The sequence below is a fragment of the Microlunatus sp. Gsoil 973 genome (genome assembly GCF_009707365.1).
Lineage (GTDB): Bacteria > Actinomycetota > Actinomycetes > Propionibacteriales > Propionibacteriaceae > Microlunatus.
In genome coordinates this window covers 2,589,330-2,613,124 of the sequence record NZ_CP046122.1, presented here as the reverse complement: position 1 = coordinate 2,613,124, position 23,795 = coordinate 2,589,330, and the positions used below count along the sequence as shown (strand labels likewise).

Genomic DNA, 23,795 nt, shown 5'->3' with positions numbered 1-23,795 from the left:
GGCACAACCACGTGTGACTGCTGCGCGGATCATGCGTCCGAGATCCGGGCGCGGGGACGGGAGGACATCCAATGCGAGGACGCACTCGCGCGATGGCTGCTGTCGCCGGAATCGGGTTGGCCGGTCTTGCACTGGCTGCCTGCGGCGGTGGCACGAGCAACAACAGTGGAAGCAATTCCACGAACGCTTCAGAGGTCAAGATCGGCGCCTGTACACCGCAGAGCGCGCTGTACCCGGGAAACACCAACGAGGTGTGCGGCGGCACGGTGCTCGATGCGACGACGGCGAAGCTGGTGCACTACAACGTCGACACCTCAGAACCCGAGAACGACATCGCCCAGAGCATCACCACGAGCGACAACCAACACTTCGACATCAAGATCAAGCCCGATTACAAGTTCTCCGACGGCACGACCGTCAAGGCCGAGAACTTCGTGAATGCCTGGAACTGGGCGGCCAACTGCAAGAACGGGCAGGCCAACTCCTACTTCTACACCCCGATCAAGGGGTACGCCGACCTGCAGACCGACAACGGCGAGTGCAAGACCGCTCCCAAGACCGACAAGATGTCGGGACTGAACGTCAAGAGCGACACCGAGTTCACCATCACCACGACCGAGAAGGTCTCCAACCTCCCGACCCGGCTGGGCTACATCGCGTTCGCGCCGCTGCCCGACTCGTTCTTCAAGAACGCCGACGCACGCAAGAAGCAGGAGAAGATCCCGGTCGGCGCCGGCCCGTTCAAGGTGGTCAGCAACACCACCACCGACATCGTGGTGCAGAAGAACCCGTACTACGCGGGGCCGTACAAGCCTCACGTGGACAAGGTCGACTTCAAGATCTACACCGATCCTGAGGCCGCCTACAACGACGTGCTGTCCAACAACCTCGACTTCACCGGCACGATGGACCCGATCCCGAACGATCAGCTGACCAACGACCAGTGGAAGAGCGACCTGGCCGATCGCTGGGGTCAGAAGGACTCCAGTGTCTTCGGTTACCTCAACTTCAGCCCGATCGACAAGCAGCTGACCGGACCGAGCAACCTCAAGTTGCGTCAGGCCATCTCGATGTCGATCAACCGGCCGTTGATCATCAAGCAGATCTTCGCCAACTCCTACTCGCCGGCAACCAGCTGGGTGTCGCCGGTGGTCGAGGGCTACAAGGCCGGCGCCTGCGGTGAGAACTGCACCTACAACCCGGCCAAGGCCAAGCAGCTCTACCAGGAGTCGGGCGGCTACAACGGCACCCTGACCCTGACCTACAACGCCGACGGCGGACACAAGGCGTGGTGTGAGGCCGTGGCCAGCGAGGTCAGCCAGAACCTGGGCATCAAGGTCGTCGCCAAGCCGACCCCGGACTTCAAGACCCTGCTGGACAGTTTGGACAAGAAGGAGATCAGCGGGATGTTCCGGAACGGCTGGGTGATGGACTACCCGTCGATCGAGAACTACCTGGCCCCGATCTACGGCACCGGCGCAGATTCCAACTACTCCGGTTACAGCAGCGAGGCGTTCGATCACCAGCTGCAGGTTGCCGCGGCGGCAGACACCGGCGCTCCGGCCGACGCTGCCTATCAGAAGGCCGAGGCCATCCTGGCCAAGGACTTCCCGACCGCTCCGCTGTGGTTCCAGAAGACCAGCTACGGCTGGTCGGACAACGTCACCAACGTCAAGGTCGACGCCTTCCAGCAGGTCGATCTGTCCGCGATCGAACTCAAGAAGTCCTGAGGACCGAACCGAACCAGGGGTGGGCATGACGGCCCACCCCTGGTCACCTCTACGCTCTGCCGGGCTCCGGCGGCGTACCCTCAGGACCACACAGAGAAGGGGCGATCCTTCGTGGGCAGATACATCATCCGGCGCCTGCTGCAGATGATCCCGGTCGTGATCGGAACGACCTTCCTGATCTATGCGATGGTGTTCGGTCTGGGTGATCCGGCCAAGGGCCGTTGCGGCGAGCGGCCCTGCCCGCCGGCCTACATCGCCAAGTTCAATGCCGAGTACAACCTGGACAAGCCGCTGGTGGTCCAGTACGTGCTCTATCTCGGAAAGTTGCTGCACGGTGACCTGGGCACCAACTTCTACGGCAACCAGGTCAGCCAGGAGTTGATCGCCCGGTATCCGATCACCATCAAGTTGACGATCATCGCGATCCTCTTCGAACTGGTGATCGGTGTCGCCGCCGGTGTCCTCGCCGGCATCCGGAAGAACGGCTTCGTCGACAATCTCGTGTTGGTCAGCACGCTGGTCGTGGTCTCGATCCCGATCTTCGTCATCGGCGCCCTGGCCCAGCTGGTCTTCGGCGTGAAGCTGGGCTGGTTCCCGGTGACCGCCTCGGAGGGTACGATCGGGCAGTTGATCTTACCCGGGCTGGTGCTCGGGTCCCTGTCGGTGGCCTACGTGGCCAGGCTGACTCGGACCAGCCTGGTGGAGAACCTGCGTGCCGACTATGTCCGGACCGCTCGTGCCAAGGGCCTCAGCCGGGGTCGTACGGTGGGGGTCCACACGCTGCGCAACTCGCTGATCCCGGTGATCACCTACGTCGGCGCCGATGTCGGTGCGTTGATGGGCGGCGCCATCGTCACCGAGCGGATCTTCAACGTCAACGGGATCGGCAACTTCATCTACCGCAGCATCTACCAACACGACGGTCAGTCGGTGGTCGGCGCGGTCACGATCCTGGTGCTGGTGTTCCTGCTGGTCAACCTGATCGTCGACATCCTGTACGGCGTTCTCGACCCGAGGATCGCCAGTGACTAGCGCGTGGCCGATGAACGGGCCGGGACCGATGATCACGTCCCGTCCGGGGAAGGGAGGTCGGCGATGAGTGAAGCCGCGGTTGAGGAATCACTGGCCCCGGCGGCCGAGTACGGTCCCTCGGCGGGTGGCAGGTCGCAATGGGCCGCCGCCTGGGTCGAGCTGCGGCACAAGCCGCTGTTCTGGATCTCGGCGGTGCTGATCGTTGTCTTCGTCCTGATGGCAATCTTCCCGCACCTGTTCACCCATACCGATCCGCGCTTCGCCAACCTCGAGTTGGCCCGGGAGAAGCCGTGGCTGGACGGCTCGATCTTCGGCCGGGACAACCAGGGGCGGGACATCTACGCCCGGACGATCTACGGTGCCCGGGCGTCGCTGAGCGTCGGACTGCTGGGCACCCTGGCCACCACGCTGGTCGGTGTGACCATGGGTCTGATGGCCGGGTTCTTCGGCGGCTGGCTGGATGCCGTCCTGCAGCGCCTCGGAGAGGTCTTCTTCAGCATCCCGCTGCTGCTCGGCGGCGTCCTGTTCCTTTACAAGTTCCCGACCAACGTCGACGCGCCGCTGATCGTCCAGGTGCTCAAGATCGTTCTGGTGCTGGCCCTGCTCGGTTGGCCAAACATCGCCCGGCTGATGCGCAGCGCGGTGATGCAGGTCAAGCCGGCCGACTATGTGCAGGCGGCGCGGGCCCTGGGTGCCAGGCCGTCGCGGATCGTGCTCAGCCACATCATGCCCAACGCGCTGGCACCGGTGATCGTGGTCGCCACGATCAACCTCGGCGTCTACATCGCCACCGAGGCGACGCTGTCCTTCCTGGGCATCGGCCTGCAGTCCCCGGCGATCTCCTGGGGCAGCGACATCTCCGATGCCTCGGGCCTCGGGCTGATCCGTGCCGCTCCCTACATGCTGCTCTTCCCGAGCCTCTTCCTTTCGCTCACCGTGCTGGCATTCATCCTGCTCGGCGATGCGGTCCGTGACGCGTTCGACCCGAAGCTGCGATGAGGAGTGGCTGATCATGACTGAACTCGCTGAGGACGTTTCCCGGATCGGCCGTCGGTGGCAGCCGGGTCCGGACGGCCTGCTGCTCGACGTCGGTGATCTTCAGGTCGAGTTCCGGACCCGGGAAGGTGTGGCCAAGGCGATCAACGGCGTGACCTTCGATCTCTACCAGGGTCAGACGCTGGCCATCCTCGGAGAGTCGGGCTCCGGCAAGTCCGTGACCGCGCAGGCGATCATGGGCATCCTCGACTCGCCGCCCGGCTTCGTCACCGGCGGCCGGGTCGAATACTGCGGTACCGATCTGTTGAAGTTGCCCGAGGCTCAACGCCGTACGGTGCGGGGCCCGGAGATCTCGATGATCTTCCAGGACGCACTGAGTGCCCTCAACCCGGTCTTCCCGGTGGGCTGGCAGATCGCCGAGATGTTCCGCAAGCACCGCGGGATGAACCGGACCGATGCACTGGAGCGGGCCGTGCACCTGATGGAGCGGGTGCAGATCCCGGGCGCCAAGCAACGGGTCAAGGCGTTCCCACACCAGTTCTCCGGCGGCATGCGGCAACGGATCATGATCGCCATGGCGATCGCGCTGGATCCGGCGATCCTGATCGCCGACGAGCCCACTACGGCGTTGGATGTGACGGTGCAGGCCCAGATCATGCAGTTGCTCGCCGACCTGCAGGACGAGCGCAAGATGGGCCTGATCCTGATCACCCATGATCTTGGTGTGGTCGCCGACGTCGCGAACCGGATCGCGGTGATGTACGCCGGCCGGATCGTCGAGCAGGCAGACGTCTTCGACCTGTACGCCAACCCGGCGCACCCGTACACCAAGGGGCTGCTGGAATCCATCCCGCGGCTGGATCTCAAGGGCCAGGAACTTGCGGCGATCGGCGGGCTGCCGCCGAACCTGCTCGCGATCCCGCCGGGGTGTCCCTTCCACCCACGCTGCCGGTACGCCCAGGATGTCTGCCGCCACGGCGCGCCGCCGCCGCTACTCGAGGTCGGTCGCAACCGGCACGCCGCCTGCCACTTCGCCCAGGACGTTCTCGCCGAAGGAGTACGCCAGTGACCGCAACCGATGTCGAGAACACCGGCAGCACAGCGACCAACGAGGTCATCCTGAAGGCCGAGGGACTGGTCAAGCATTATCCGATCAAGGCCGGTGTCTTCCGGCACACCGTCGGCCAGGTGAAGGCGGTCGACGGTGTCGATCTCGAGCTGTACAAGGGTGAGACCTTGGGCATCGTCGGCGAGTCCGGCTGCGGCAAGTCCACGCTGGGTCGGCTGCTGATGCGGCTCGAAGAACCGACCGCGGGCAAGCTCACCTTCGAGGGCATCGACGTCTATGCCCAGAAGGGCGCGGCGATGCGCCGGCTGCGGCGGGACATCCAGATCGTCTTCCAGGACCCGTACACCTCGCTGAACCCGCGCAAGACCGTGGCGGAGATCGTTGGCGAGCCCTTCGATATCCATCCGTCGGTGCTTCCGCGCGGGCAGCGTCGCAAGCGGGTGCAGGAGTTGCTCGAGCTCGTCGGGCTCAACCCCGAACACCTGAACCGCTACCCGCACCAGTTCTCCGGCGGTCAGCGGCAACGGATCGGCATCGCCCGCGGCCTGGCGCTGAACCCGAAGGTGATCATCTGCGACGAACCGGTTTCGGCGCTTGACGTCTCGGTGCAGGCGCAGGTGGTCAACCTGCTCAAGGAACTGCAGCGCGAGCTGGGGCTGGCCTACATCTTCATCGCCCACGACCTGTCGGTGGTCCGGCACATCTCCGACCGAGTCGGGGTGATGTACCTGGGCAAGATCGTCGAGATCGGCAACGACGCCCAGATCTATGAGCATCCGACCCACCCGTACACCCAGGCCCTGCTGTCGGCCGTGCCGGTGCCGGACCCGACGCAGCGGGAGAACAAGTCCCAGATCGTGCTCAGCGGAGACGTGCCGAGCCCGGCGAACCCGCCGAGCGGTTGCCGGTTCCACACCCGCTGCTGGAAAGCGGAGGAGCGCTGCTCGATCGAGGAGCCGGCGTTGATCGCCCGACCCGACGGCATCGGCGAGCATGTCTCCGCCTGTCACTTCGCCGAACCGCGCCGGGTTGTCTGAAAAGTCCGAGTCCCGCACCGAGCCGCGGGATCCGGAGCTGCGCCCTTGACGTGAAGCCGGCTTGAGGTCCGAAGATGGTGGCATGCTCTCGATCATCCTGTGCCGGACCTGCGGTAACGCCTACCCGAGCAACGACGACCTGCCGCAGGTCTGTCCGATCTGCGCCGACGACCGGCAGTACCTGCTCGAGGACGGCCAGGTGTGGCTGGACGTCTCCGAGATCGCCGGTGATCATCGATTCACCCTCTCCGAACCGGAACCCGGGGTCACCCGGATCGATGTGACACCCGATTTCGGCATCGGTCAGAAGACGATGCTGGTCAACACCCCGGCCGGCAACCTGCTCTGGGAGCCGAGCGGCTACATCGACGACGACCTGCTGCAGACCGTCACGGACCGCGGCGGTGTGGCCGCGGTGGCATCGAGCCATCCGCACCTGGTCGGGGCGTCGGTGGTCTGGGCACGGGAGTTCGCGGCGCCGTTCTACTTCAACACCGACGACCGGCGCTGGATCACCCATCCCGACCCGAGTATCGAACTCTGGCGGGACAGCCGGCAGATCCTTCCGGGGCTGACGCTGGTCCAGGCCGGCGGTCACTTCCCGGGCAGTTCGGTCGCGCACTGGGCGGTCGGCGCCGACGACCGCGGCGTGCTGTTCTGCGGTGACACGATCGCCGTGGTGGCCAACCGGACCGCCAGCTTCATGCGGTCCTACCCGAACAGCATTCCGCTGTCGCCCCGGCTGGTGCGGCAGATCGTCGACGCCGTCGAGCCCTACGACTACGACCGGATCTACGGCGCTTTCGGGTCCACCATCGACCACGACGCGCGACGGATCGTGCACGAATCCGCGGACCGGTACATCGCCTGGGTGACCGACGCCATCCGCGATCCGGATGAGCGGTCGCTGGTGATTTCGCCGGTTTCGTAGGATCGCGGTTGTGACTTCAGACGAGCGACCGATCTCCGACCTGCCCGACCGGCGACTGCTGGTGATCCATGCCCATCCCGATGACGAGTCCATCGGCACCGGCATCACAATGGCCAAGTACGTCGCCGAGGGCGCCGCGGTCACCCTCGTCACCTGCACCCTCGGTGAGGAGGGCGAGGTGCTGGTGCCGGCGCTGGAGCACCTCGCTGCCGAACGCGACGACGCGCTGGGTCCGCACCGGCTGGGAGAACTGCACGACGCGATGGCTGCGCTGGGAGTGGCCGACTACCTGCGGCTGGGCGGCGACTTCCGCTTCCGGGACTCCGGAATGAAATGGAGCGAGGACCGCCGCGGCGCGGTGCCGCGGGACGTGCTCCGCGACGGCATCTTCTGGACCGCCGACCTGCTGGAGGCGGCAAGTGAACTGGTCAGGATCATCCGCGACCGCAGGCCGCAGGTGTTGATCACCCAGGACGAGAACGGTGCGTACGGCCATCCCGACCACATCCAGGCGCACCGGGTCGCGACGTACGCCCAGGCGTTGGCCGCAGTGCCCGGCTTCCGCCCCGATCTCGGCGATCCGTGGACGGTCGATCGGGTTGTCTGGACGGCGCTCAGCGAGAGCAAGATGCGCGACGGCATCAGGCAGCTTCGCGCCGCCGGTGACACCGAGACCTGGGCCGGCGTCGACCCGGATGTCGCCGGTTCGCTGCCGATGGGAGTCTCCGACGACCTGATCGCCGCCGAGGTCAACGGGCCGGAGTACTCAGATCAGAAGCTTGCCGCCCTGCACGCGCACAGGACGCAGATCGCCGACAACAGCTGGTTCTTCCGGGCCTCGGACACGATCGCCGACTTCTGGGCCAGCGAGCACTTCCGCTTCGCATCGGGCAAACCGTTCCCGCAGGCTGACAAGTGGGCCGACGATCTCTTCGCCGGACTCGACTAGCCGGACTTGACCAGCCGATCTCGACTAGGACGCCGGACGCAGATAGCGATATTCGTGGTGGGGTAGGAAACCGAGCGACTGATAGGCCGCCACGGCACCGGTGTTGCTGGTTTCCACCTGCAGGTAGGCGTTCCGAGCGCCGGTGCGCGCGGCCCAGTGCCCGAGCTCGATGATGATCTTGGTCGCCAGACCCTGTCGACGGTGGGCCGGGCGGGTCCATAGACCGGCGATGCCCAGCCATTCGTCGGTCACCTGGCCGCGGCCGAGTGAGGCGACCTGGCCGTCCCGGCGGATCCCGGCCAGTGCCACCGGTCGCGGCCCGGTCAGCAGTCGCCGGGCGGCATCATGATCGGGAATCGGACGGTACTCCAGGTAGCCCTGCCACCAGTCGTCTTGGAGCTCCCGATCCAACCGCACCTCCGGATCTCGCCGATGACCGCCGATCAGACCGGCCAGCGTGGTGGCCATCACTGTCGTCTCGATCCCGGTCGGCCGCCATCCAAGATCAAAGAGCTGCTGTTCGGGGGCGGACCCCGCCACCACCTGTGCCCGCGGCTCCAGCCCCAACCCGGTGTAGAAGTCGATGATCATCCCGGCCGCCTCGCCGTAGTCCATTCCGGGGTCCCCGACGGCAAGACAGGAGTTGGCCCGGTTCGTGAACCGTCCTCCCGAGCGAAGCAGCCAGGATCCCAGCGGCTGGTTATCGGCAATCCATCCGCCCGCCGCGGCCCGTTCCAGTTCGTCGACGGACCAGCGTTCGGGCGGCCGCCCACCGCGGGCCGGCGGCACGCGCCGGGCCAGGATGATCCGCTTCCGATCCACGCTGGTCAGCCGATCCCCGGGCGAGGCGACCTCGACCATCCCGGCTTCCAGCCTGGTGAGCCAGCCGACGACGTCGGTCGCCGAGCCGTCATCCAGCCGGTAGCGGATGGTCACCCGATCGTCGACCCGTACCGCGGGGACGATGCGGGTGAGGGGATCGGTGTCCATTAGGCGAGGCTTCCTTCGTATGGTGACAGGTAAGGCGTGATACTAGTGATCTGTTAATGCTGCAGATATGAGGAGGACGCTGTGACGTACGTCATCGCGCAGCCATGTGTTGATCTCAAGGACCTGGCCTGCGTCGAGGAATGTCCGGTGGATTGCATCTACGAAGGCAAGCGGATGCTCTACATCCACCCCGATGAGTGCGTCGACTGCGGCGCCTGCGAACCGGTCTGCCCGGTCGAGGCGATCTTCTACGAGGACGACGTGCCTGAGGAGTGGAAGAACTACTACGACGCGAACGTCGGATTCTTCGACGACCTCGGGTCGCCCGGCGGCGCCGCCAAGCTCGGCCCGATCGACAAGGACCACGAGATCGTCGCGGCGCTGCCGCCCCAGGAACACGACGAGTGACCAACCGGCTGGCGGCCGCTCTGGCCGACTACCCCTGGGATGCCCTGCAGCCAGCCAAGCAGCGGGCCGCCGAGCATCCCGGTGGGATCGTCGACCTGTCGATCGGTACACCGGTCGACGACACTCCCGCAGTCGCCGTTGAGGCGCTCGCGGCCGCCGGCAACAGTCCCGGTTATCCGACGGTGGCCGGTCCGCCGGAACTGCGATCGGCGGTCGCCGGCTATCTGGGCCGCCGGACGTCGGCGACGGTGGACCCCGGCGCGGTGCTGCCGACCATCGGCAGCAAGGAATTCGTGGCCTGGCTGCCGACCCAGCTTGCGCTCGGGCCGGATGACGTGGTCGTCGTCCCCGAAGCCGCCTACCCGACCTACGCAGCGGGCGCGACGATCGCCGGTTGCCGGGTGGTGGCAACCGACGACCTGGACCGGTGGGACGACGTCCGACCCCGGCTGGTCTGGCTGAACTCGCCGTCCAATCCCACCGGTAGGATCTTCGACGTCGATCAGTTGCGAGCCCGCGTCGACCGGGCCCGCGCGCTGGGGGCAGTCGTCGCCTCCGACGAGTGCTACCTGGAGTTCGCCTGGGACGTGCCGGCCGTTTCGGTGCTGGATCCGCGGGTCTGCGGCGGCGATCACACCGGCCTGTTGGCTGTCCATTCGCTGTCCAAGATCGCCAACCTCGCCGGCTACCGGGCGGGATTCGTCGCCGGTGATCCGCAGGTCATCGCCGATCTCACCATGATCCGCCGACATGCCGGCATGATCATCTCCCGACCGGTCCAGCAGGCGATGATCGCCCTGCTGGGTACCGACGAGCACATCGAACAGCAGCGGGGGCGGTACCGGGCCCGCCGCGACCTGCTCCGCCCGGCGCTGGAACGGGTGGGCTTGGTCGTCGACCATTCGCAAGGGTCCCTGTACCTGTGGGTCACCGACCCGGACGGCGATTGCTGGAAGACCGTCGATCGGCTTGCCGAGATCGGCATCCTGGTCGGTCCCGGAGCGTTCTACGGCCAGAACTGCGGTGACCATGTACGGGTGGCGTTGACGGCCACCGACGAGCGGATACGGGCCGCAGTGAAGCGGCTGGCCGCACTTTAGGTAGCCTGCCCGGGTGATCGATCCGCTGCCGGTCCTGGCCACGATGAACCTCGAGCAGAAGATCGGTCAGCTGATCATCCAGCTGGTCTACGGCGCGGCCGACGACGAACCGGACAAGCGCAACACCGAACTCTTCGGCGTCCCGACCCCTGCCGAGGTCGTCAGGAAATACCACCTGGGCGGTGTGGTCTATTTCGCCTGGGCCGGCAACACCGCCGATCCGCGGCAGATCGGCCGACTCAGCAACGGACTGCAAGCCGCCGCGAAGGCGGCCGGACTGCCACCGTTGATCATCGGCACCGACCAGGAGACCGGCCGGGTGGTCCGGATGGGGCCGCCGGCAACCCAGTTCCCCGGCGCGATGGCGTTGGCGGCAGCCCATTCCGCTGATGCGGTCCGGCAGGCGTACGCGATCACCGGTCGGGAGCTCCGGGCGGTCGGGATCAACGCCGATTTCGCGCCGGTCGCCGACGTCAACGTCAATCAGGCCAATCCGGTGATCGGCGTCCGCTCCTTCAGCAGCGAACCCGACGTCGTCGCCGATCAGGTTGCCGCGGCGGTTGCCGGCCTGCAACTCGACGCCGGCATCTCCGCCGCGGCTAAGCACTTCCCGGGTCACGGCGACACAGCAACCGACAGCCATCACGGGTTGCCGGTGATCACCCACTCCATGATCGACTGGGAGGCACTGGACGCACCGCCGTTCCGGGCCGCGGTACGCAGCGGAGTCGACATGATCATGACCGGGCATCTGGCGCTGCCGGACTGCGATCCGTCGGGTGATCCCGCAACTCTGAGCCGCCCGGTACTGACCGGGCTGTTGCGGGAGGATCTCGACTTCTCGGGAGTGATCATCACCGACTCGCTGCGGATGGATGCGGTCCGGGAGTCCTACGGCGACGGTGAGGTCGCAGTCCGTGCCCTGGAGGCCGGGGTGGACATCCTGTTGGAGCCCGCCGATCCGGATGCCGCGGTGTCGGCGATCAGGGAGGCGATACAAACCGGCCGGCTGACCGAGCAGCGGATCGACGCCAGCGTGCGACGGATCCTGGAACTGAAGCAGCGTCGCGGTCTCTTCGACGTAGCGCCGACCGATGCCGCGGAGATCGATCGCTTGGTCGGCAGTGTAGAGAACCGCGACCGGGCGGCAGCGATCACCGACTCAACCGTCACCCTGGTCCGCGATGATCAGGAACTGGTTCCGCTTCCCAACCGCCCGACGCTGGTCGTCGGCGCGGACGGATCCGTGGTCGGCCGGATCTCCCGCGGGCTTCGCTCCGCCGGCCTGCGGACCACCGAATCGGTCACCGGCCCCGATCCCAGCCGGGAGTTGATCGACAGGGCGCGGCGACAGGCGAGGTCGGCCTTCCAGACCGTGGTGGTGATGAGCGCCGGCTGGCGCAGCCAGCGTCAGCGGATGCTGTCCCGCGCGATCCGGGAGGCGGCGTCGCGGGTCGTCCTGGTGGCGGTCACCGAACCGTACGACGCCGGCATGGTCGCCGACGGCGGCACGATGCTGTTGACCTATTCCGCCACGCCCGGCTCGGTGGACGCACTGGTCAGGGTGCTGCTCGGTCGGGTGCCGCCGACCGGTCGGCTGCCATTGGCCGTCGGCGAGATCCCCGATCGCCCGCTGTTCCCCTATGGTGCCGGGGTGGTCCGATGATCGACACGGGGAAGTTGGACGGGGCCTGGCAGCAGCTGACCGCGCTCCGGTCCCAAGCAGCGGAGCGTCCGCTGTTCCCCGGTGCGGTACTGCTCTGCGGCGTGGACGACAAGATCATCTACCACCGTGCCGGCGGCTTCGCACTCTGTTACGCCGACCAGCACGGGACGCTGCTGCCGGAGTCCGAGCGGGTCGCGATGAGCATCGACACCGTGTTCGACCTGGCGTCGATCTCCAAGCTCTTCACCTCGTTGGTGATCATGGGGCTGGTGGAATCGGGCGACATCGAACTCGACCGGCGGGTGATCGACTATCTGCCCGAGTTCGCCGCCGCCCGGAAGAAGGCGGTGACAGTCCGCCAGTTGCTGGTCCACACCTCGGGGTTCCCCGCAGAGATTCCGCTCTGGCGGCTGTACGGCGACCCTGTCGCCCGGATCCGCGGCGCTCTGGTGGCCGAACTCGTCACCGCGCCCGGGACGGCCTACTGCTACAGCGACCTGAACCTGATCACGCTCGGTGAGCTTGCCGCCCGGATCACCGGACATCGCCTGGACCGGCTGGTCGCCGACCGGATCTGCACCCCGCTGGGTCTGGCCGACACCGGCTACAACCCCGACCCGGCACTCCGGAACCGGATTGCAGCGACCGAGTACCAGATCCTTCCCGATCGGGGCATGGTGCGCGGGGAGGTGCATGACGAGAACGCCTGGTCGCTCGGCGGTGTGGCCGGGCATGCGGGCGTATTCTCCACCGCAGCCGACCTTGCCCGGTTGGCCCGGGCGATCATCGACCGAGAACTGCTCGGTGACACGGCCTGGACCCAGATGATCACCAACCACACAGCCCGGTTCCCCGGGCATGATCACGGACTGGGATTCGAGATCAACCAGAGCTGGTACATGGGCGAGTTGGCCGGCCCGAGCACCATCGGTCACACCGGCTACACCGGTACCTCGCTGGTCATCGATCTCCAGCGACGCGCCTACGTGATCCTGCTGACCAACCGCGTCCATCCCCATCGCGGCTGGGGGAGTGTCAACCCCGCCCGGGTGCTGGCCGCCGACGGACTGGCCCGCACGCTCAGCGCACGGTGATCCGCACGGTGTGACGGCCGATGGCACGGTCGGCGGTCTGCCAGGAGGTCAGCTTCTGCTTGCTGATCACATAACGTCTGCCACCGACCTGAACCGACGTCACCCCGTGCTCGCGGGCGTCGGCCAGGGCGTACTGGGCGTAGGACCAGGCCCGCTGGCCCGATCTCGCGGAGATGGTGATCACCGTGGCCGAACGCTTGGGGCTGATCTTGTAGGTCCGGTGCAGGGATTTCGCCAAACCCGCGGCGTCGCCGGGCTGCCGGTCACGGATCAGGCAGCGGAGGCCGGCGGGGCTCTGCCCGGTGAGCACCGAGGCCAAGACGCGGCCGTCGGATTCGTGATCACGGTAGGCGTCCGGGTAGCCGCTGATCTGGATCTGCTGGGCGATGCGGGTGATGTCGGCGTTCTCCCAGCCGTGGATCTTGATCAACGCATCGTAGAAGCGGTTTGTGGCGTACACCGGATTCATCAGCTTCTTCCGCGAACCCCAGCCCATCGACGGCCGCTGCTGGAACAGCCCGACCGAGTCCCGGTCGCCATGATCAAGATTGCGCAGATTGCTCTCCTGGTAGGCGGTGGTCAGCGCGATCGAGGCAGCCCGCGGAGCGAGCCCGCGGCGTACCGAGACACCGGCGATGATCGCGGCGTTCTGCACCTGCTCGGTGTCGACCGCCACCGACCGTCCGGCGGCCGTGGCCACACAGCGCTGCTCCCCGGGCATCGGCGGATGATCGGGGATCCGACGGATGATCACGATGGCGGCGATCACCAGACCGACCAGGATGCCGACGATCACCAGCACCGAGATGCCGGCGGTTCGCCCCCGACGGGCCACGACTAGATCGCGTGCAGCGACGCGTTGAGCTGCACGGTCCGTCCTGCCCGGTCCCGTGCCTCGACAGCACCGGTCACCGAATTGCGGATGAAGAGCAGGTTGTTCTGGCCGGAGAGTTCGAGGGCCTTGACCACCCGGCTGTCCTGTCCACCCTGGCCGGCGAGCGTCACCTTGGTTCCGGCCGTCACATACAGGCCGGCCTCGACGACGCAGTCGTCACCCAGCGAGATGCCGATCCCGGCATTGGCTCCGATCAGGCTCCGCTCGCCGACCGACACCACGTGGCTGCCGCCGCCGGACATGGTGCCCATGATCGAGGCGCCGCCGCCGACGTCGGAGTCCTTGCCGACCACGACGCCCTGGCTGACCCGACCCTCGATCATCGCCGGACCCAGTGTGCCCGCGTTGAAGTTCACGAAGCCCTCGTGCATCACCACGGTGCCCGGCGCCAGATGCGCGCCGAGGCGTACCCGGGAGGCGTCCCCGATCCGCACCCCGCCCGGGATGACGTAGTCCAGCATCCGGGGGAACTTGTCCACGCCGTGCACCGTGAGTTCCCGTCGGTCGGCCCGCATCCGAGTCCGGATCGCCTCGAAACCCTCGACCGCGCAGGGGCCGATCGAGGTCCAGACCACCGTGTTCAGCAGCCCGGCCCACCCGTCGAGGTTGACCTCCCGCGGCCGGACCAGCCGATGGCTCAGCAGATGCAGCCTCAGGTAGACGTCCGCGGCGCCGGTCGGCGCATCGTCCAGGTCGATCACGGTCCGGACCAGGTCGGTGTGCACCCGGCGGATCGGGTCACTGCTGCTCGCCCCGGCCGCAGTGATCGCCAACTCCTCCGGCGGCTCACTGTTCTCCGGCAGGCCGAGCTGCGGGTCGGGGTAATAGGTGTCGAGCACCTGGCCGGAGGCGTGCACGGTGGCAACGCCCCAGCCCCAGGCGGGTCGGCCATTCTGAACGTCGGTCACGGGCCCAACTTTATGGGCTCCGGTGGCTACACTCACCGCATGGAGTGGGCGATCGCGATCCTGGTGATCGCCGTGCTGGGATGCGCGGCCGCGGTGGCGGCCGGAGGAGTCGGCGAGATGAGCAGGGAACCCGTGCGGGACACTTACCGGCAGGACCTACCTGACCGGCCGTTGACCGCTGTTGATCTGGAGAACCTGAAGTTCGGCGTCACGATCCGTGGTTATGCCATGGATCAGGTGGACGACGTGCTCGCCCGGCTGGGTCACGAGATCGCAGAACGTGATGCGCTGATTCGCGATCTGACCATGAACGGTCCGGCCACCACAACGACACCGGTCGATGAGAGGGTAGGCCGGTGACCTTGCGATTCAACGGCTCGGCCATGGTGCCGGCCGCGCCGGCCGACGTGTGGCCGCATCTGGTCGACTGGGTCGGCCAGTCCCGCTGGATCCCGCTGACCACGATGCGGGTGATCCAGGAGCGGGTGGAAGGGATCGGTTCGCGGATCCGCGCCGAGCACGGCCCGAAGGTCGGCCGGAAACGAGTCGGCTTCACCGACAACATGGTGGTCACCGGTTGGGAGCCGCCGTACGAACTCGAGGTGGCGCATCTGGGGCCGTGGTTCACCGGCGTCGGGGTCTTCACCATTGAGGCGCGCGGGCTACGCAGCTGGCTGTCCATCCGGGAGCGGATCGACCTGCCGGGCGGTCGGCCAGCCGAGATGGCGGCCCTGGCGATCCGACCTGTGCTGCAGAGCCAGCTCGCCGGCAGTCTGCGGCGTTTCGCCCAGTTGGTCGCCGAGCACGCGCCCCGGCCGACGGAGTTGTCCGATCCGTCCCGGCGTCACCTGGCCAAGCACACCCGCGCGGCAGTCTTCACTGATGAGGTGGAGAAGCGCAGGCGCCGCCAGGACCGCCGGCGCCGGTCGGACGCCGAGCGGGTCGGCTGAGGATGGCGGCGCCGGAGACCGGCTCGGTGGTCGGGCCGGATGGCCGGCGACGTTGCCCGTGGGGCGTCGGCGATCCGCTGTATCTCGACTATCACGACACCGAGTGGGGTCGTCCGGTCACCACGGTCCACGGCCTGTACGAACGGCTGACGCTCGAGGCGTTCCAGTCCGGGCTTGCCTGGATCACCATCCTGCGCAAACGGCCGGCCTTCCGCGCGGCGTTCGCCGACTTCGACCCGGACCGGGTGGCCCGCTTCGACGACACGGACGTGCAGCGGCTGATGGCCGACACCGGCATCGTCCGCAACCGGGCCAAGATCGACGCCGCGATCAACAACGCCAGGGTGATCTCCGACTGGGGCCAAGGTTTCGCCGACCTGGTGCTGTCCTACGCCCAGCCCGGGCGTCCGCGGCCGAACTCCGACGCGGAGATCCCCGCCGTGACGCCGGAGTCGATCGCCCTGTCCAAGGCGCTGAAGAAGCACGGCATCCGCTTCCTCGGCCCGACGACGGCGTACGCATCCATGCAGGCTGTCGGCCTGGTCGACGACCACCTCGCGGACTGCTTCGTCATGGTTGACGCCAACTGAACTGAGGCCACCTGGCCGGTGGCACGCCCTGAGCGAAGGAGCCGACGATGACCCGACGTGTACTGGTGACCGGAGCGGCCGGCTACATCGCCGCGCTGATCCTTCCGGCCCTCCGCGAACGGTATGACCTCACGCTGGTCGACGTGCGGGACACCGATCGCGACGGGCGGCCGGTACCGGGCGTCGAGGTGCTCGATCTGCTTGACGATCCGCAGGGCCGGTTCGATGAGTTGTGCCGTGGGATCGACACGATCGTGCATGCCGGATTCCGGCGGCCGTCCGCCGGGCCGTCGTACGCGGCGGAGCGGATCAACGTCGACATGGCGGCCCGGGTCTTCCAGGCCGCCGCCGACAGCGACGTCCGGCGCGTCGTCTGCACCAGCACCAACCAGGCCAGCAAGTGGTACGAACGGCCGTGGAAGGCCAAGCAGATCGACCGGGTCGACCCGTTCGACTATCCACGGCCCGACACGTTCTACGGCTGGGCAAAGGTCGCCTACGAGTCGCTCGGATTCCTGTACGCGACAGGCGCCCAGACCAGGCCGGTTCCCAACGTGCAGATCCGGATCGTTGCGCCGCGGCCGATCCGCGCAGCCGATTTCGCCGACCGGCCGCTGGCCGACTATCTCCGCGACATCGCCGGCTGGGTGAGCCCGCGGGATCTGCAGCAGCTGTACGTCCGTTGCATCGAGGCGGAGTCCATCGACGACCCGTTCGGCGTCGGGTTCCAGATCTTCTACGCGGTCTCCGACAACGCCCGGACGTTCTGGTCGATCAGCAATGCCCGCCGTGTCGTCGGCTACGCACCCCAGGACGATTCGGAGGTCACGTACGCCGGCGAGATCGCGGAGATGCTTGCCCGCGGCTGACCCGTGCCCGTCGGCTTCGACATGCATCCAACTTGTATCTATGATGTATGCATGAGGTGGGTCGGGTGGAGGGGCGGGCGTGGAGTCGCCCTGGCGCTGGCGACCGTCGCCTGGGGTGGCAACCAGTTCACGCCACTGCTGGTGATGTACCGACAACACTCCGGCTTCTCCAACCAGGCGGTCACCGTGCTGTTGGCGGCCTACGTCGCCGGCATCGTCCCGGCGTTGCTGTTCGGCGGCCCGCTGTCGGACCGGCACGGCCGCCGACCACTGATGTATCCGGCGCCCGCGATCGCTGCACTGGGCAGCCTGCTGCTGGCGGCCGGTGCCGGCTCCGAGCCGGTGCTCTTCATCGGCCGGATGCTGTCCGGTGTGGCACTCGGCCTCGGCATGGCTGTCGGCACCAGCTGGCTGAAGGAGCTCCGGCCGGCCTCGGGTGGTGCCGACGCCTCCACCGCACTGACCCTCGGATTCGCCGTCGGTGCCGGTGCGGCCGCCGCGCTGGCCCAATTCGCTCCATGGCCGACCGGCTCGGCCTACCTGGTGCACGTCGGGCTGGCCTTCGCGGCGACTCTGCTGATCGTCGGCACGCCGGAGACCCGCACCGATCCGGTGGGGCGGCGATCGGGGATCGCGCGCCGGGCAGGCCGGCGGATCGGGTGGTGGACGAGTCGGCGGCCCGGGCTTGGGCGCGGCGTCGGTTCGGGCTGCTCGTGGTACCGATGGCGCCCTGGATCTTCGGCTTCGCCGGCAGTGCGTACGCGATCCTGCCTGAGCTGTTGGCCGGCTGGTCCCGGGGCCTGGCCACCGGAGTGTCCGGCCTGCACTGCCTGATCGCGCTCGGCTGCGGCATCCTGGTCCAGCCGCTCGGCCGACGGCTGGGTGCCGGCGGGGCACCGGTGCCGATGGCGGCCGGTCTGGGCGCCGGAGCCCTCGGGCTGCTGGTCGGCGGATTCGCGGTCGTGTCGGGCGCGCCAGCCGGTTTCCTGCTCGCGGCCGCGGTGCTCGGCTGCGGCTACGGACTGTTGATGGTCTCCGGACTTTCGGAGGTGCAGCGGCTGGCGGGTCCCGGTGAGCTTGCCCGCCTGACGGCGATCTATTACTGCCTGGCCTATCTGGGATTCCTGGTGCCCGCCGGGCTGGCGGCACTCAGCCGGTGGTTCAGTTACCCGCTGATGTTCGCGGGCGGGTCGGCACTGGCGTTGGCCACACTGGTCGTGGTGGTCATCGGCGGTCGGCTCACCCGCCGCGAACCGGCGACGGCCATCCGGGCCGGACTGGCGGAGCGGGTCGGGCTGATCCCCGAGGCCGCCGATTAGGCTCTGCCGCTGTGACCCATACGCCGCGATCAGCGAGGATCAAGGCCGGCAGCGCGACCGCGGCCGACCGTGCCTACAGCCACGTCAAGGAGCGCATCCTGTCGGGCGACCTGGAGGGCGGTGTGTTGGTCAGCGAGGGGGAGATCGCCGACACCCTGCAGATGAGCCGAACACCGGTCCGGGAGGCCTTCCTGCGTTTGCAGACCGAGGGCTGGATGAAGCTGTATCCCAAACGCGGCGCGGCGATCACCCCGATCAAGCCGCGTGAGGTGGAAGAGGTCATCGAGGCCAGGGCACTCGTCGAATCCCATGCCGTTTCGGCGCTGGCCGCCCGGCCGGAGCGGGCAGCCGGCCTGGCTGCGCACCTCCGGCCGATCATCGACCGGCAATCGCAGGCTGCCGACGCCGACGATCTGCCGGGGTTTGCGGTCGCCGACGCCGACTTCCACGCGGAGATCGCGGCGGCGAGCGGAAACGAGTTGCTGATCGACTTCTACCGTGGACTGCGTGACCGGCAGCGACGGATGACCCGGGATTCCGTCCAGCGCAGCCCCGACGTCCGGGACCGGATCCTCGATCAGCACCGCCGCCTCGTCGAGCTGATCGCCGCGGGGGACGCCGACGGTTTCCGGACCGAGATCGGCAGACACCTCACCGACATCCACCGCGGCTGACGGCCGGGGGCGGCTCGAGCCGGAGGATGTCCATCGGATCGCTCCCGACCGCCGGGAGGCTTCGCATCACATCAGGGGTGTGCCGATCGGTGGTGTGGCCCTCGAGCTGGACGCGGCGGGTCCCGCGGCGGGCCAGCACCGTCACGGATGTTGCGACTGTGGCACCGAGTACCTGTGTTCCGTGTGCCTGGTCGGGATGCGCCGTCTCCGCAACGATGAACGTCCTGCCGTCCCACGCGTCGGGGCTGACCAGACTGAAGGCGACGATCGTCTGGTTCCGGTCGACGGCGACCGCGGAGGCGGCGGGGTCGACACCCTTGCTGTACTGGTCCCACATCTGCGGAATCCGGTCGATGTGGACCGCGCCGAACGCCCGGTGCACCCACGCGAACGAGCTCGCCCAGGCGTCCTTGACGATCGCCAGCGGCCGGTCGCCGATGACCGTCGTGCGATATCCGGCCGGCGCCTGTTGCCCGGTAGCCCAGCTCTCGGCCGCCGGCGTCGGCGGGTCGATCCACGGCGCAGGGCACCGGGTGACCACCGAACAACCCAGCGCTTCTGCGAACCGACGTCGCAACGGAAAGCTGTCCATCGCCCGGGCCAGGACGGGGAAGCGGGGATCGGTGAGCCGGTGGACGGCGGCGTACAGCTGCGTACCGATGCCTCGCCGGCGGTGGCCGGGCACGACCTCTACCTCGCAGAAATAGGAGTCGGTGGCCGCGGAGAGGGCGACGCTGGCGATGCCTACGATCTGTCCGTCGGCGACTGCGACGCGGGTGCGGCGCCAGCGGGCGCCGTCTACATCGGGGCGTGGTGCAGGCAGGTCGACCGGGATGAGGTCCCCGGCCTCGACCGCACGGATCCGTAGGTTCGTCACCCTCGCGACTATCGCAGCAGGAGACGCGAAAATCAACAGAATCAGTTGATGATTCCGCGAAGAAACGGAGCTATTTGCGGTCAATGCCCCCTAATTCTGCGAATCCTATTATACCGGAGATCTCCACCGAGTGTTGGTGATCCGGCGGGGATGCCCGGGAGTGCCCGATCGGTCGGGTCAGGTAGCTCCTCTCGCTCAGACCTAATGGCGGGCAAATATCTCCCACATCGAAGCCGCAGGTGTGGTGCCGGATACATCGAGGGGCTGCAGATACGGGATAATGGGCGCAAGCCCCTGTGCGGACTTCAGTTGAGACAGAGATGAGGATGCAATGGCTGCGATGAAGCCGCGGACCGGCGACGGCCCGATGGAGGTCACCAAGGAAGGCCGCGAGATCGTCATGCGCGTTCCCCTCGAGGGCGGCGGCCGACTCGTGGTGGAGCTCAACGCCGATGAGGCAGCCGAGCTGGCCGGAGCCCTCAAAGAGGTCGTCGGCTGAGTTCTCGTGGTCTATCAGCGGCCCGGATCCGGCCCGGATCCGGGCCGTTCGTGTGTCGTGAGCACCCGCACCACTTCCTCGTCGGACAGCTGGTGGAAGTCCCGGTACGACTCCCCGACGGCAATCAGCCGGGCGGGAACCGTCAGACAGCAGACCAGCACACCGTCCTCCTCCAGCGCAGTGATGGCATGCCCGGAGGCGACCGGAATCGCGGCGATGACCGGTCCGGCGCCGGCCGCTCGTACCGACCTCACCGCTGCCCGCATGGTCGCGCCGGTGGCCAGGCCGTCGTCGACCAGGATCACCGGAGCTCCGGCAGGTTCGCCCGCAGTCCAGCCGGCGAATCGGGTCGCCCGACGCTCCAGCTCGTCCTGCTCGTCCGCCAGGACTTCCTGCCAGGTCGCCTCATCGACCCGGTAGCTGCGCAGAACGTCGGCGTTGCGAACACTGAAATACTGGTCCCCGATCACGGCAACGGCGCCCATCGCCAGTTCTCGGTGACCGGGCAGCCCGATCTTGCGGACCAGCAACACCCGCAGCGGCAGCCCGAGCCGGTCGGCGATCGGGTGGGCGACCGGTACGCCTCCGCGGGGCAGCGCGAGCACCTGCATTCCGGGTGTGCCGGCGTCGATTCCCTCCGCCTCGAGCAGTGAGGACACCCGGTCGGCCAAGAGCCGGCCGGCACGATCGCGATCGCGGAATCTCATTGCCGCTCCCAGGACTGACCTCAGCTGCTCGCGTGCACCTCGAGCGCCCGCTGGTACACCGCCACCGTCTCGGCGGCGATCTTGGACCAGGAGAACTCCTCGACGCAGCGCCGGCGGCCGGCCCTGCCGAACTCCGCCGCTCGACCGGGATCGCTGGTCAGTTCGTTGATGCGGTCGGCGAGCCCCGCCTCGAACGCGGCGACCGCTGCCGGATCGTCGGCGCGGCCCGGATCGTACGGCACCAGGAATCCGGTCTCGCCGTCGACGACGACCTCCGGAATGCCACCGACCGCGCTCGCCACGACGGCCGTTTCGCAGGCCATCGCCTCGAGATTGACGATGCCCAACGGTTCGTACACCGACGGACAGCAGAAGACGGTCGCGTGACTGAGGATCTGCCGTACCTCGGCCCGCGGCAGCATCTTCTCCACCCAGACCACGTTGCCCCGGGTCCGCTCGAGGTCGGCGAAGGCATCGCCGATCTGCCTGGCGATCTCAGGTGTGTCGGGGGCGCCAGCAAGCAGCACAAGCTGGGTGTCGGGGTCCAGCCGGGCCCCGGCCCGGACCAGATGGATCAGACCCTTCTGCCGGGTGATCCGCCCGACGAACACCACCGACGGTCGGTCGGGGTCGATGCCGTACGCCTCGAGTGCCGCCGGATCATGATCAGGCCGGAACTCCTCGGTGTCGATGCCGTTGCGGACGACGTGGACCTTCTGCGGGTCGAGGTCACCGTAGGACGCCAACACGTCCTCCCGCATGCCCGAGCTCACCGCGATCACCGCGTCGGCGGCAAGGAACGCGGTTCGCTCCGCCCAGGACGACAGCCGGTAGCCGCCGCCCAGCTGCTCGGCCTTCCACGGCCGGTGCGGTTCCAGTGAATGGGCGGTCACCACATGCGGAATGTCCCGGTACAACCCCGCGAGATGGCCGGCCAGGTTCGCATACCAGGTGTGGCTGTGCACGAGATCGATGTCCTCGCCGATCGCGGCGGTCATCGACAGGTCTGCGCCGAAGACCCGGAGGGCGGGGTTCGCACCGGCGGGGAAGTTTTCCAGGTGAGCGGTGGCGCCCTCCCTCGACTCGCCCATGCATTGCACGTCGACCTCGATCAGCTTGCGCAGCTGCGGCACCAGTTGGGCGACGTGCACGCCGGCTCCGCCATAGATGGTCGGCGGGTACTCGCGGGTCAACACCGAGACCCTCAGGTTTTGCGAGGTTGCCCCAGACACGGCCGCAGTCATAGCGGCATCGTTGCACGTGCACTAGGTTCGGGCCATGGCAGCGCGTCCGAAGATCCTGTCCATTGTCCTGGCGGGCGGCGAGGGGAAGCGGCTGATGCCGCTGACCATGGACCGGGCCAAGCCCGCCGTGCCGTTCGGTGGGACCTACCGGCTGATCGACTTCGTCCTGTCCAATCTGGCCAACTCCGGCCTGGTCCAGGTGTGCGTCCTCACCCAGTACAAGTCGCACTCCCTCGACCGGCACATCTCGCTGACCTGGCGGATGTCGACGATGCTCGGCAACTACGTCACCCCGGTTCCGGCCCAACAGCGTCGCGGGCCGCGTTGGTACCAGGGCAGCGCCGATGCGATCTTCCAGTCGATGAACCTGATCACCGACGAGGATCCCGACTACATCGTGGTCTTCGGCGCGGACAACATCTACCGGATGGACATCTCGCAGATGATCGACGCCCACATCGACAGCGGCACCGAGTGCTCGGTGGCGGGCATCCGCGTGCCGCGGAGCCAGGCATCGGCGTTCGGGGTGATCGATGCCGGGATCGACAACAAGATCAACTCGTTCCTGGAGAAGCCCGCGGATCCGCCGGGGCTTGTCGACGACCCCGAGTCCTCCTACGCCTCGATGGGCAACTACATCTTCACCCGGTCCGCGCTGGTCGACGCCCTCGAGGCCGACGCCGACAACCCCGATTCCCGGCACGACATGGGCGGTGACATCATCCCGGGCTTCGTCGACAAGGGGGCGGCGCAGGTCTACGACTTCACGCAGAACTCGGTGCCCGGTGCCACCGCCAAGGACATCAACTACTGGCGGGACGTCGGCACCATCGACGCCTATCACGAGGCTCACATGGATCTGGTCTCGGTTGAGCCGATGTTCAACCTCTACAACGACGACTGGCCTATCTGGACCTATCCGGTGCAGATGCCCGGCGCGAAATTCGTGCTGGAGGGTACGTCGGAGGACTCCATCGTCAGCCCCGGATGCATCATCTCCGGCGGCCAGGTCGAGAGTTCGGTGCTGGCCCCGGACATCCGGTTGCAGGAAAGATCGCAGATCAACCGCTCGGTGCTGATGAGCGGTGTCCGGGTGGGCGCCGGAGCGGTGGTGGACAACGCCATCCTGGACAAGAACGTGATCGTGCCACCGGGCGTACAGGTCGGCGTTGATCATGAAGCTGATCTGGCCCGCGGCTTCACCGTGTCGCCAGGCGGCATCACCGTTGTCGGCAAGGGTGTGACGGTCACCCCGACCTAG

26 protein-coding genes are annotated in these 23,795 nt (G+C 67.5%); 20 read left to right on the top strand and 6 right to left on the bottom strand.

From position 1 onward, the window contains the following. Positions 1-92 precede the first annotated feature (92 nt). The 7 genes from GJV80_RS12285 to mshB all read left to right on the top strand — a co-directional run bounded on the left by GJV80_RS12285 (position 93) and on the right by mshB (position 7,744). Positions 93-1,730, top strand: a complete 1,638-nt coding sequence (locus GJV80_RS12285; protein WP_154688144.1) for an ABC transporter substrate-binding protein — start codon at positions 93-95, stop codon at positions 1,728-1,730. A 111-nt stretch (positions 1,731-1,841) separates the two neighbouring features. Further along, positions 1,842-2,762, top strand: a complete 921-nt coding sequence (locus tag GJV80_RS12280) for an ABC transporter permease (protein WP_154688143.1) — start codon at positions 1,842-1,844, stop codon at positions 2,760-2,762. Positions 2,763-2,825: 63 nt separating this feature from the next. Next, positions 2,826-3,761: an ABC transporter permease gene (locus GJV80_RS12275; RefSeq protein WP_154688142.1), complete on the top strand. Its 936-nt coding sequence runs from the start codon at positions 2,826-2,828 to the stop codon at positions 3,759-3,761. Between the two features lie 13 nt (positions 3,762-3,774). Further along, entirely contained in the window at positions 3,775-4,827 is a 1,053-nt protein-coding gene (locus tag GJV80_RS12270; protein WP_154688141.1) for an ABC transporter ATP-binding protein, read from the top strand. After that, positions 4,824-5,864 (top strand): ABC transporter ATP-binding protein, encoded by a 1,041-nt coding sequence (locus GJV80_RS12265; RefSeq protein ID WP_154688140.1) that lies wholly within the window; start codon positions 4,824-4,826, stop codon positions 5,862-5,864. Before GJV80_RS12270 ends, GJV80_RS12265 begins: the two co-directional genes overlap by 4 nt. Before the next feature lie 82 nt (positions 5,865-5,946). Further along, on the top strand, positions 5,947-6,795 hold the full coding sequence (locus GJV80_RS12260; RefSeq protein ID WP_154688139.1) for an MBL fold metallo-hydrolase: 849 nt from the start codon (positions 5,947-5,949) through the stop codon (positions 6,793-6,795). A gap of 10 nt (positions 6,796-6,805) precedes the next feature. Beyond that, positions 6,806-7,744 (top strand): N-acetyl-1-D-myo-inositol-2-amino-2-deoxy-alpha-D-glucopyranoside deacetylase, encoded by a 939-nt coding sequence (gene mshB, locus GJV80_RS12255; protein ID WP_230207618.1) that lies wholly within the window; start codon positions 6,806-6,808, stop codon positions 7,742-7,744. Between the two features lie 24 nt (positions 7,745-7,768). Here mshB and GJV80_RS12250 read toward each other — a convergent pair whose 3' ends face one another. Next, positions 7,769-8,734: a GNAT family N-acetyltransferase gene (locus GJV80_RS12250; protein WP_154688138.1), complete on the bottom strand. Its 966-nt coding sequence runs from the start codon at positions 8,732-8,734 to the stop codon at positions 7,769-7,771. A gap of 81 nt (positions 8,735-8,815) precedes the next feature. Between GJV80_RS12250 and fdxA the strand changes: the two genes are divergently transcribed. Genes fdxA through GJV80_RS12230 form a run of 4 tightly spaced genes read left to right on the top strand, consistent with a single transcriptional unit; the run spans position 8,816 to position 13,002 of the window. Continuing rightward, on the top strand, positions 8,816-9,142 hold the full coding sequence (fdxA, locus tag GJV80_RS23905) for a ferredoxin (RefSeq protein ID WP_154688137.1): 327 nt from the start codon (positions 8,816-8,818) through the stop codon (positions 9,140-9,142). Further along, complete coding sequence (gene dapC / locus GJV80_RS12240) at positions 9,139-10,242, top strand: succinyldiaminopimelate transaminase (RefSeq protein ID WP_230207617.1); 1,104 nt, start codon at positions 9,139-9,141, stop codon at positions 10,240-10,242. Before fdxA ends, dapC begins: the two co-directional genes overlap by 4 nt. A gap of 13 nt (positions 10,243-10,255) precedes the next feature. After that, complete coding sequence (locus GJV80_RS12235; RefSeq protein WP_154688136.1) at positions 10,256-11,908, top strand: glycoside hydrolase family 3 protein; 1,653 nt, start codon at positions 10,256-10,258, stop codon at positions 11,906-11,908. Further along, positions 11,905-13,002: a serine hydrolase gene (locus tag GJV80_RS12230; protein ID WP_154688135.1), complete on the top strand. Its 1,098-nt coding sequence runs from the start codon at positions 11,905-11,907 to the stop codon at positions 13,000-13,002. The genes GJV80_RS12235 and GJV80_RS12230 overlap by 4 nt, the downstream gene beginning before the upstream one ends. Here GJV80_RS12230 and GJV80_RS12225 read toward each other — a convergent pair. Further along, entirely contained in the window at positions 12,989-13,837 is an 849-nt protein-coding gene (locus tag GJV80_RS12225) for a hypothetical protein (RefSeq protein WP_154688134.1), read from the bottom strand. The two genes, GJV80_RS12230 and GJV80_RS12225, sit on opposite strands and share 14 nt — an antisense overlap. 2 nt (positions 13,838-13,839) lie before the next feature. After that, complete coding sequence (dapD, locus tag GJV80_RS12220) at positions 13,840-14,805, bottom strand: 2,3,4,5-tetrahydropyridine-2,6-dicarboxylate N-succinyltransferase (RefSeq protein WP_154688133.1); 966 nt, start codon at positions 14,803-14,805, stop codon at positions 13,840-13,842. A gap of 39 nt (positions 14,806-14,844) precedes the next feature. On the opposite strand from dapD, the gene GJV80_RS12215 reads away from it, so the two are divergent. The 7 genes from GJV80_RS12215 to GJV80_RS12190 are packed head-to-tail and all read left to right on the top strand — an operon-like array spanning position 14,845 to position 19,207. Further along, a complete protein-coding gene (locus GJV80_RS12215) occupies positions 14,845-15,165 on the top strand; it encodes a DivIVA domain-containing protein (RefSeq protein WP_154688132.1) in 321 nt (106 codons plus the stop codon). Further along, positions 15,162-15,755 (top strand): SRPBCC family protein, encoded by a 594-nt coding sequence (locus GJV80_RS12210; RefSeq protein ID WP_154688131.1) that lies wholly within the window; start codon positions 15,162-15,164, stop codon positions 15,753-15,755. The genes GJV80_RS12215 and GJV80_RS12210 overlap by 4 nt, the downstream gene beginning before the upstream one ends. Positions 15,756-15,757: 2 nt before the next feature. Next, entirely contained in the window at positions 15,758-16,345 is a 588-nt protein-coding gene (locus GJV80_RS12205; protein ID WP_154688130.1) for a DNA-3-methyladenine glycosylase I, read from the top strand. Between the two features lie 47 nt (positions 16,346-16,392). Next, a complete protein-coding gene (locus tag GJV80_RS12200) occupies positions 16,393-17,214 on the top strand; it encodes an NAD(P)-dependent oxidoreductase (RefSeq protein ID WP_154688129.1) in 822 nt (273 codons plus the stop codon). A 51-nt stretch (positions 17,215-17,265) separates the two neighbouring features. Further along, positions 17,266-18,048 (top strand): MFS transporter, encoded by a 783-nt coding sequence (locus tag GJV80_RS23900; RefSeq protein ID WP_230207616.1) that lies wholly within the window; start codon positions 17,266-17,268, stop codon positions 18,046-18,048. Next, a complete protein-coding gene (locus GJV80_RS23895) occupies positions 17,994-18,533 on the top strand; it encodes a hypothetical protein (protein ID WP_230207615.1) in 540 nt (179 codons plus the stop codon). Before GJV80_RS23900 ends, GJV80_RS23895 begins: the two co-directional genes overlap by 55 nt. A gap of 11 nt (positions 18,534-18,544) precedes the next feature. Continuing rightward, positions 18,545-19,207, top strand: coding sequence for a GntR family transcriptional regulator (locus tag GJV80_RS12190; RefSeq protein WP_230207614.1), 663 nt, complete (start codon positions 18,545-18,547; stop codon positions 19,205-19,207). On the opposite strand, the gene GJV80_RS12185 is transcribed toward GJV80_RS12190, so the two are convergent. Continuing rightward, positions 19,185-20,084: a GNAT family N-acetyltransferase gene (locus GJV80_RS12185; RefSeq protein ID WP_195908898.1), complete on the bottom strand. Its 900-nt coding sequence runs from the start codon at positions 20,082-20,084 to the stop codon at positions 19,185-19,187. The two genes, GJV80_RS12190 and GJV80_RS12185, sit on opposite strands and share 23 nt — an antisense overlap. Positions 20,085-20,415: 331 nt before the next feature. On the opposite strand from GJV80_RS12185, the gene GJV80_RS12180 reads away from it, so the two are divergent. Beyond that, entirely contained in the window at positions 20,416-20,583 is a 168-nt protein-coding gene (locus GJV80_RS12180) for a DUF3117 domain-containing protein (protein ID WP_091521298.1), read from the top strand. Between the two features lie 14 nt (positions 20,584-20,597). Here GJV80_RS12180 and GJV80_RS12175 read toward each other — a convergent pair whose 3' ends face one another. Together GJV80_RS12175 and glgA are read right to left on the bottom strand one after the other, a co-directional pair. Next, on the bottom strand, positions 20,598-21,290 hold the full coding sequence (locus GJV80_RS12175; RefSeq protein WP_154688127.1) for a phosphoribosyltransferase: 693 nt from the start codon (positions 21,288-21,290) through the stop codon (positions 20,598-20,600). A gap of 20 nt (positions 21,291-21,310) precedes the next feature. Further along, positions 21,311-22,498, bottom strand: a complete 1,188-nt coding sequence (gene glgA / locus GJV80_RS12170; RefSeq protein WP_154690224.1) for a glycogen synthase — start codon at positions 22,496-22,498, stop codon at positions 21,311-21,313. A gap of 70 nt (positions 22,499-22,568) precedes the next feature. Between glgA and glgC the strand changes: the two genes are divergently transcribed. After that, the gene (glgC, locus tag GJV80_RS12165; protein ID WP_154688126.1) at positions 22,569-23,795 is read left to right on the top strand and encodes a glucose-1-phosphate adenylyltransferase; all 1,227 of its coding nucleotides are present in this window, start codon (positions 22,569-22,571) and stop codon (positions 23,793-23,795) included.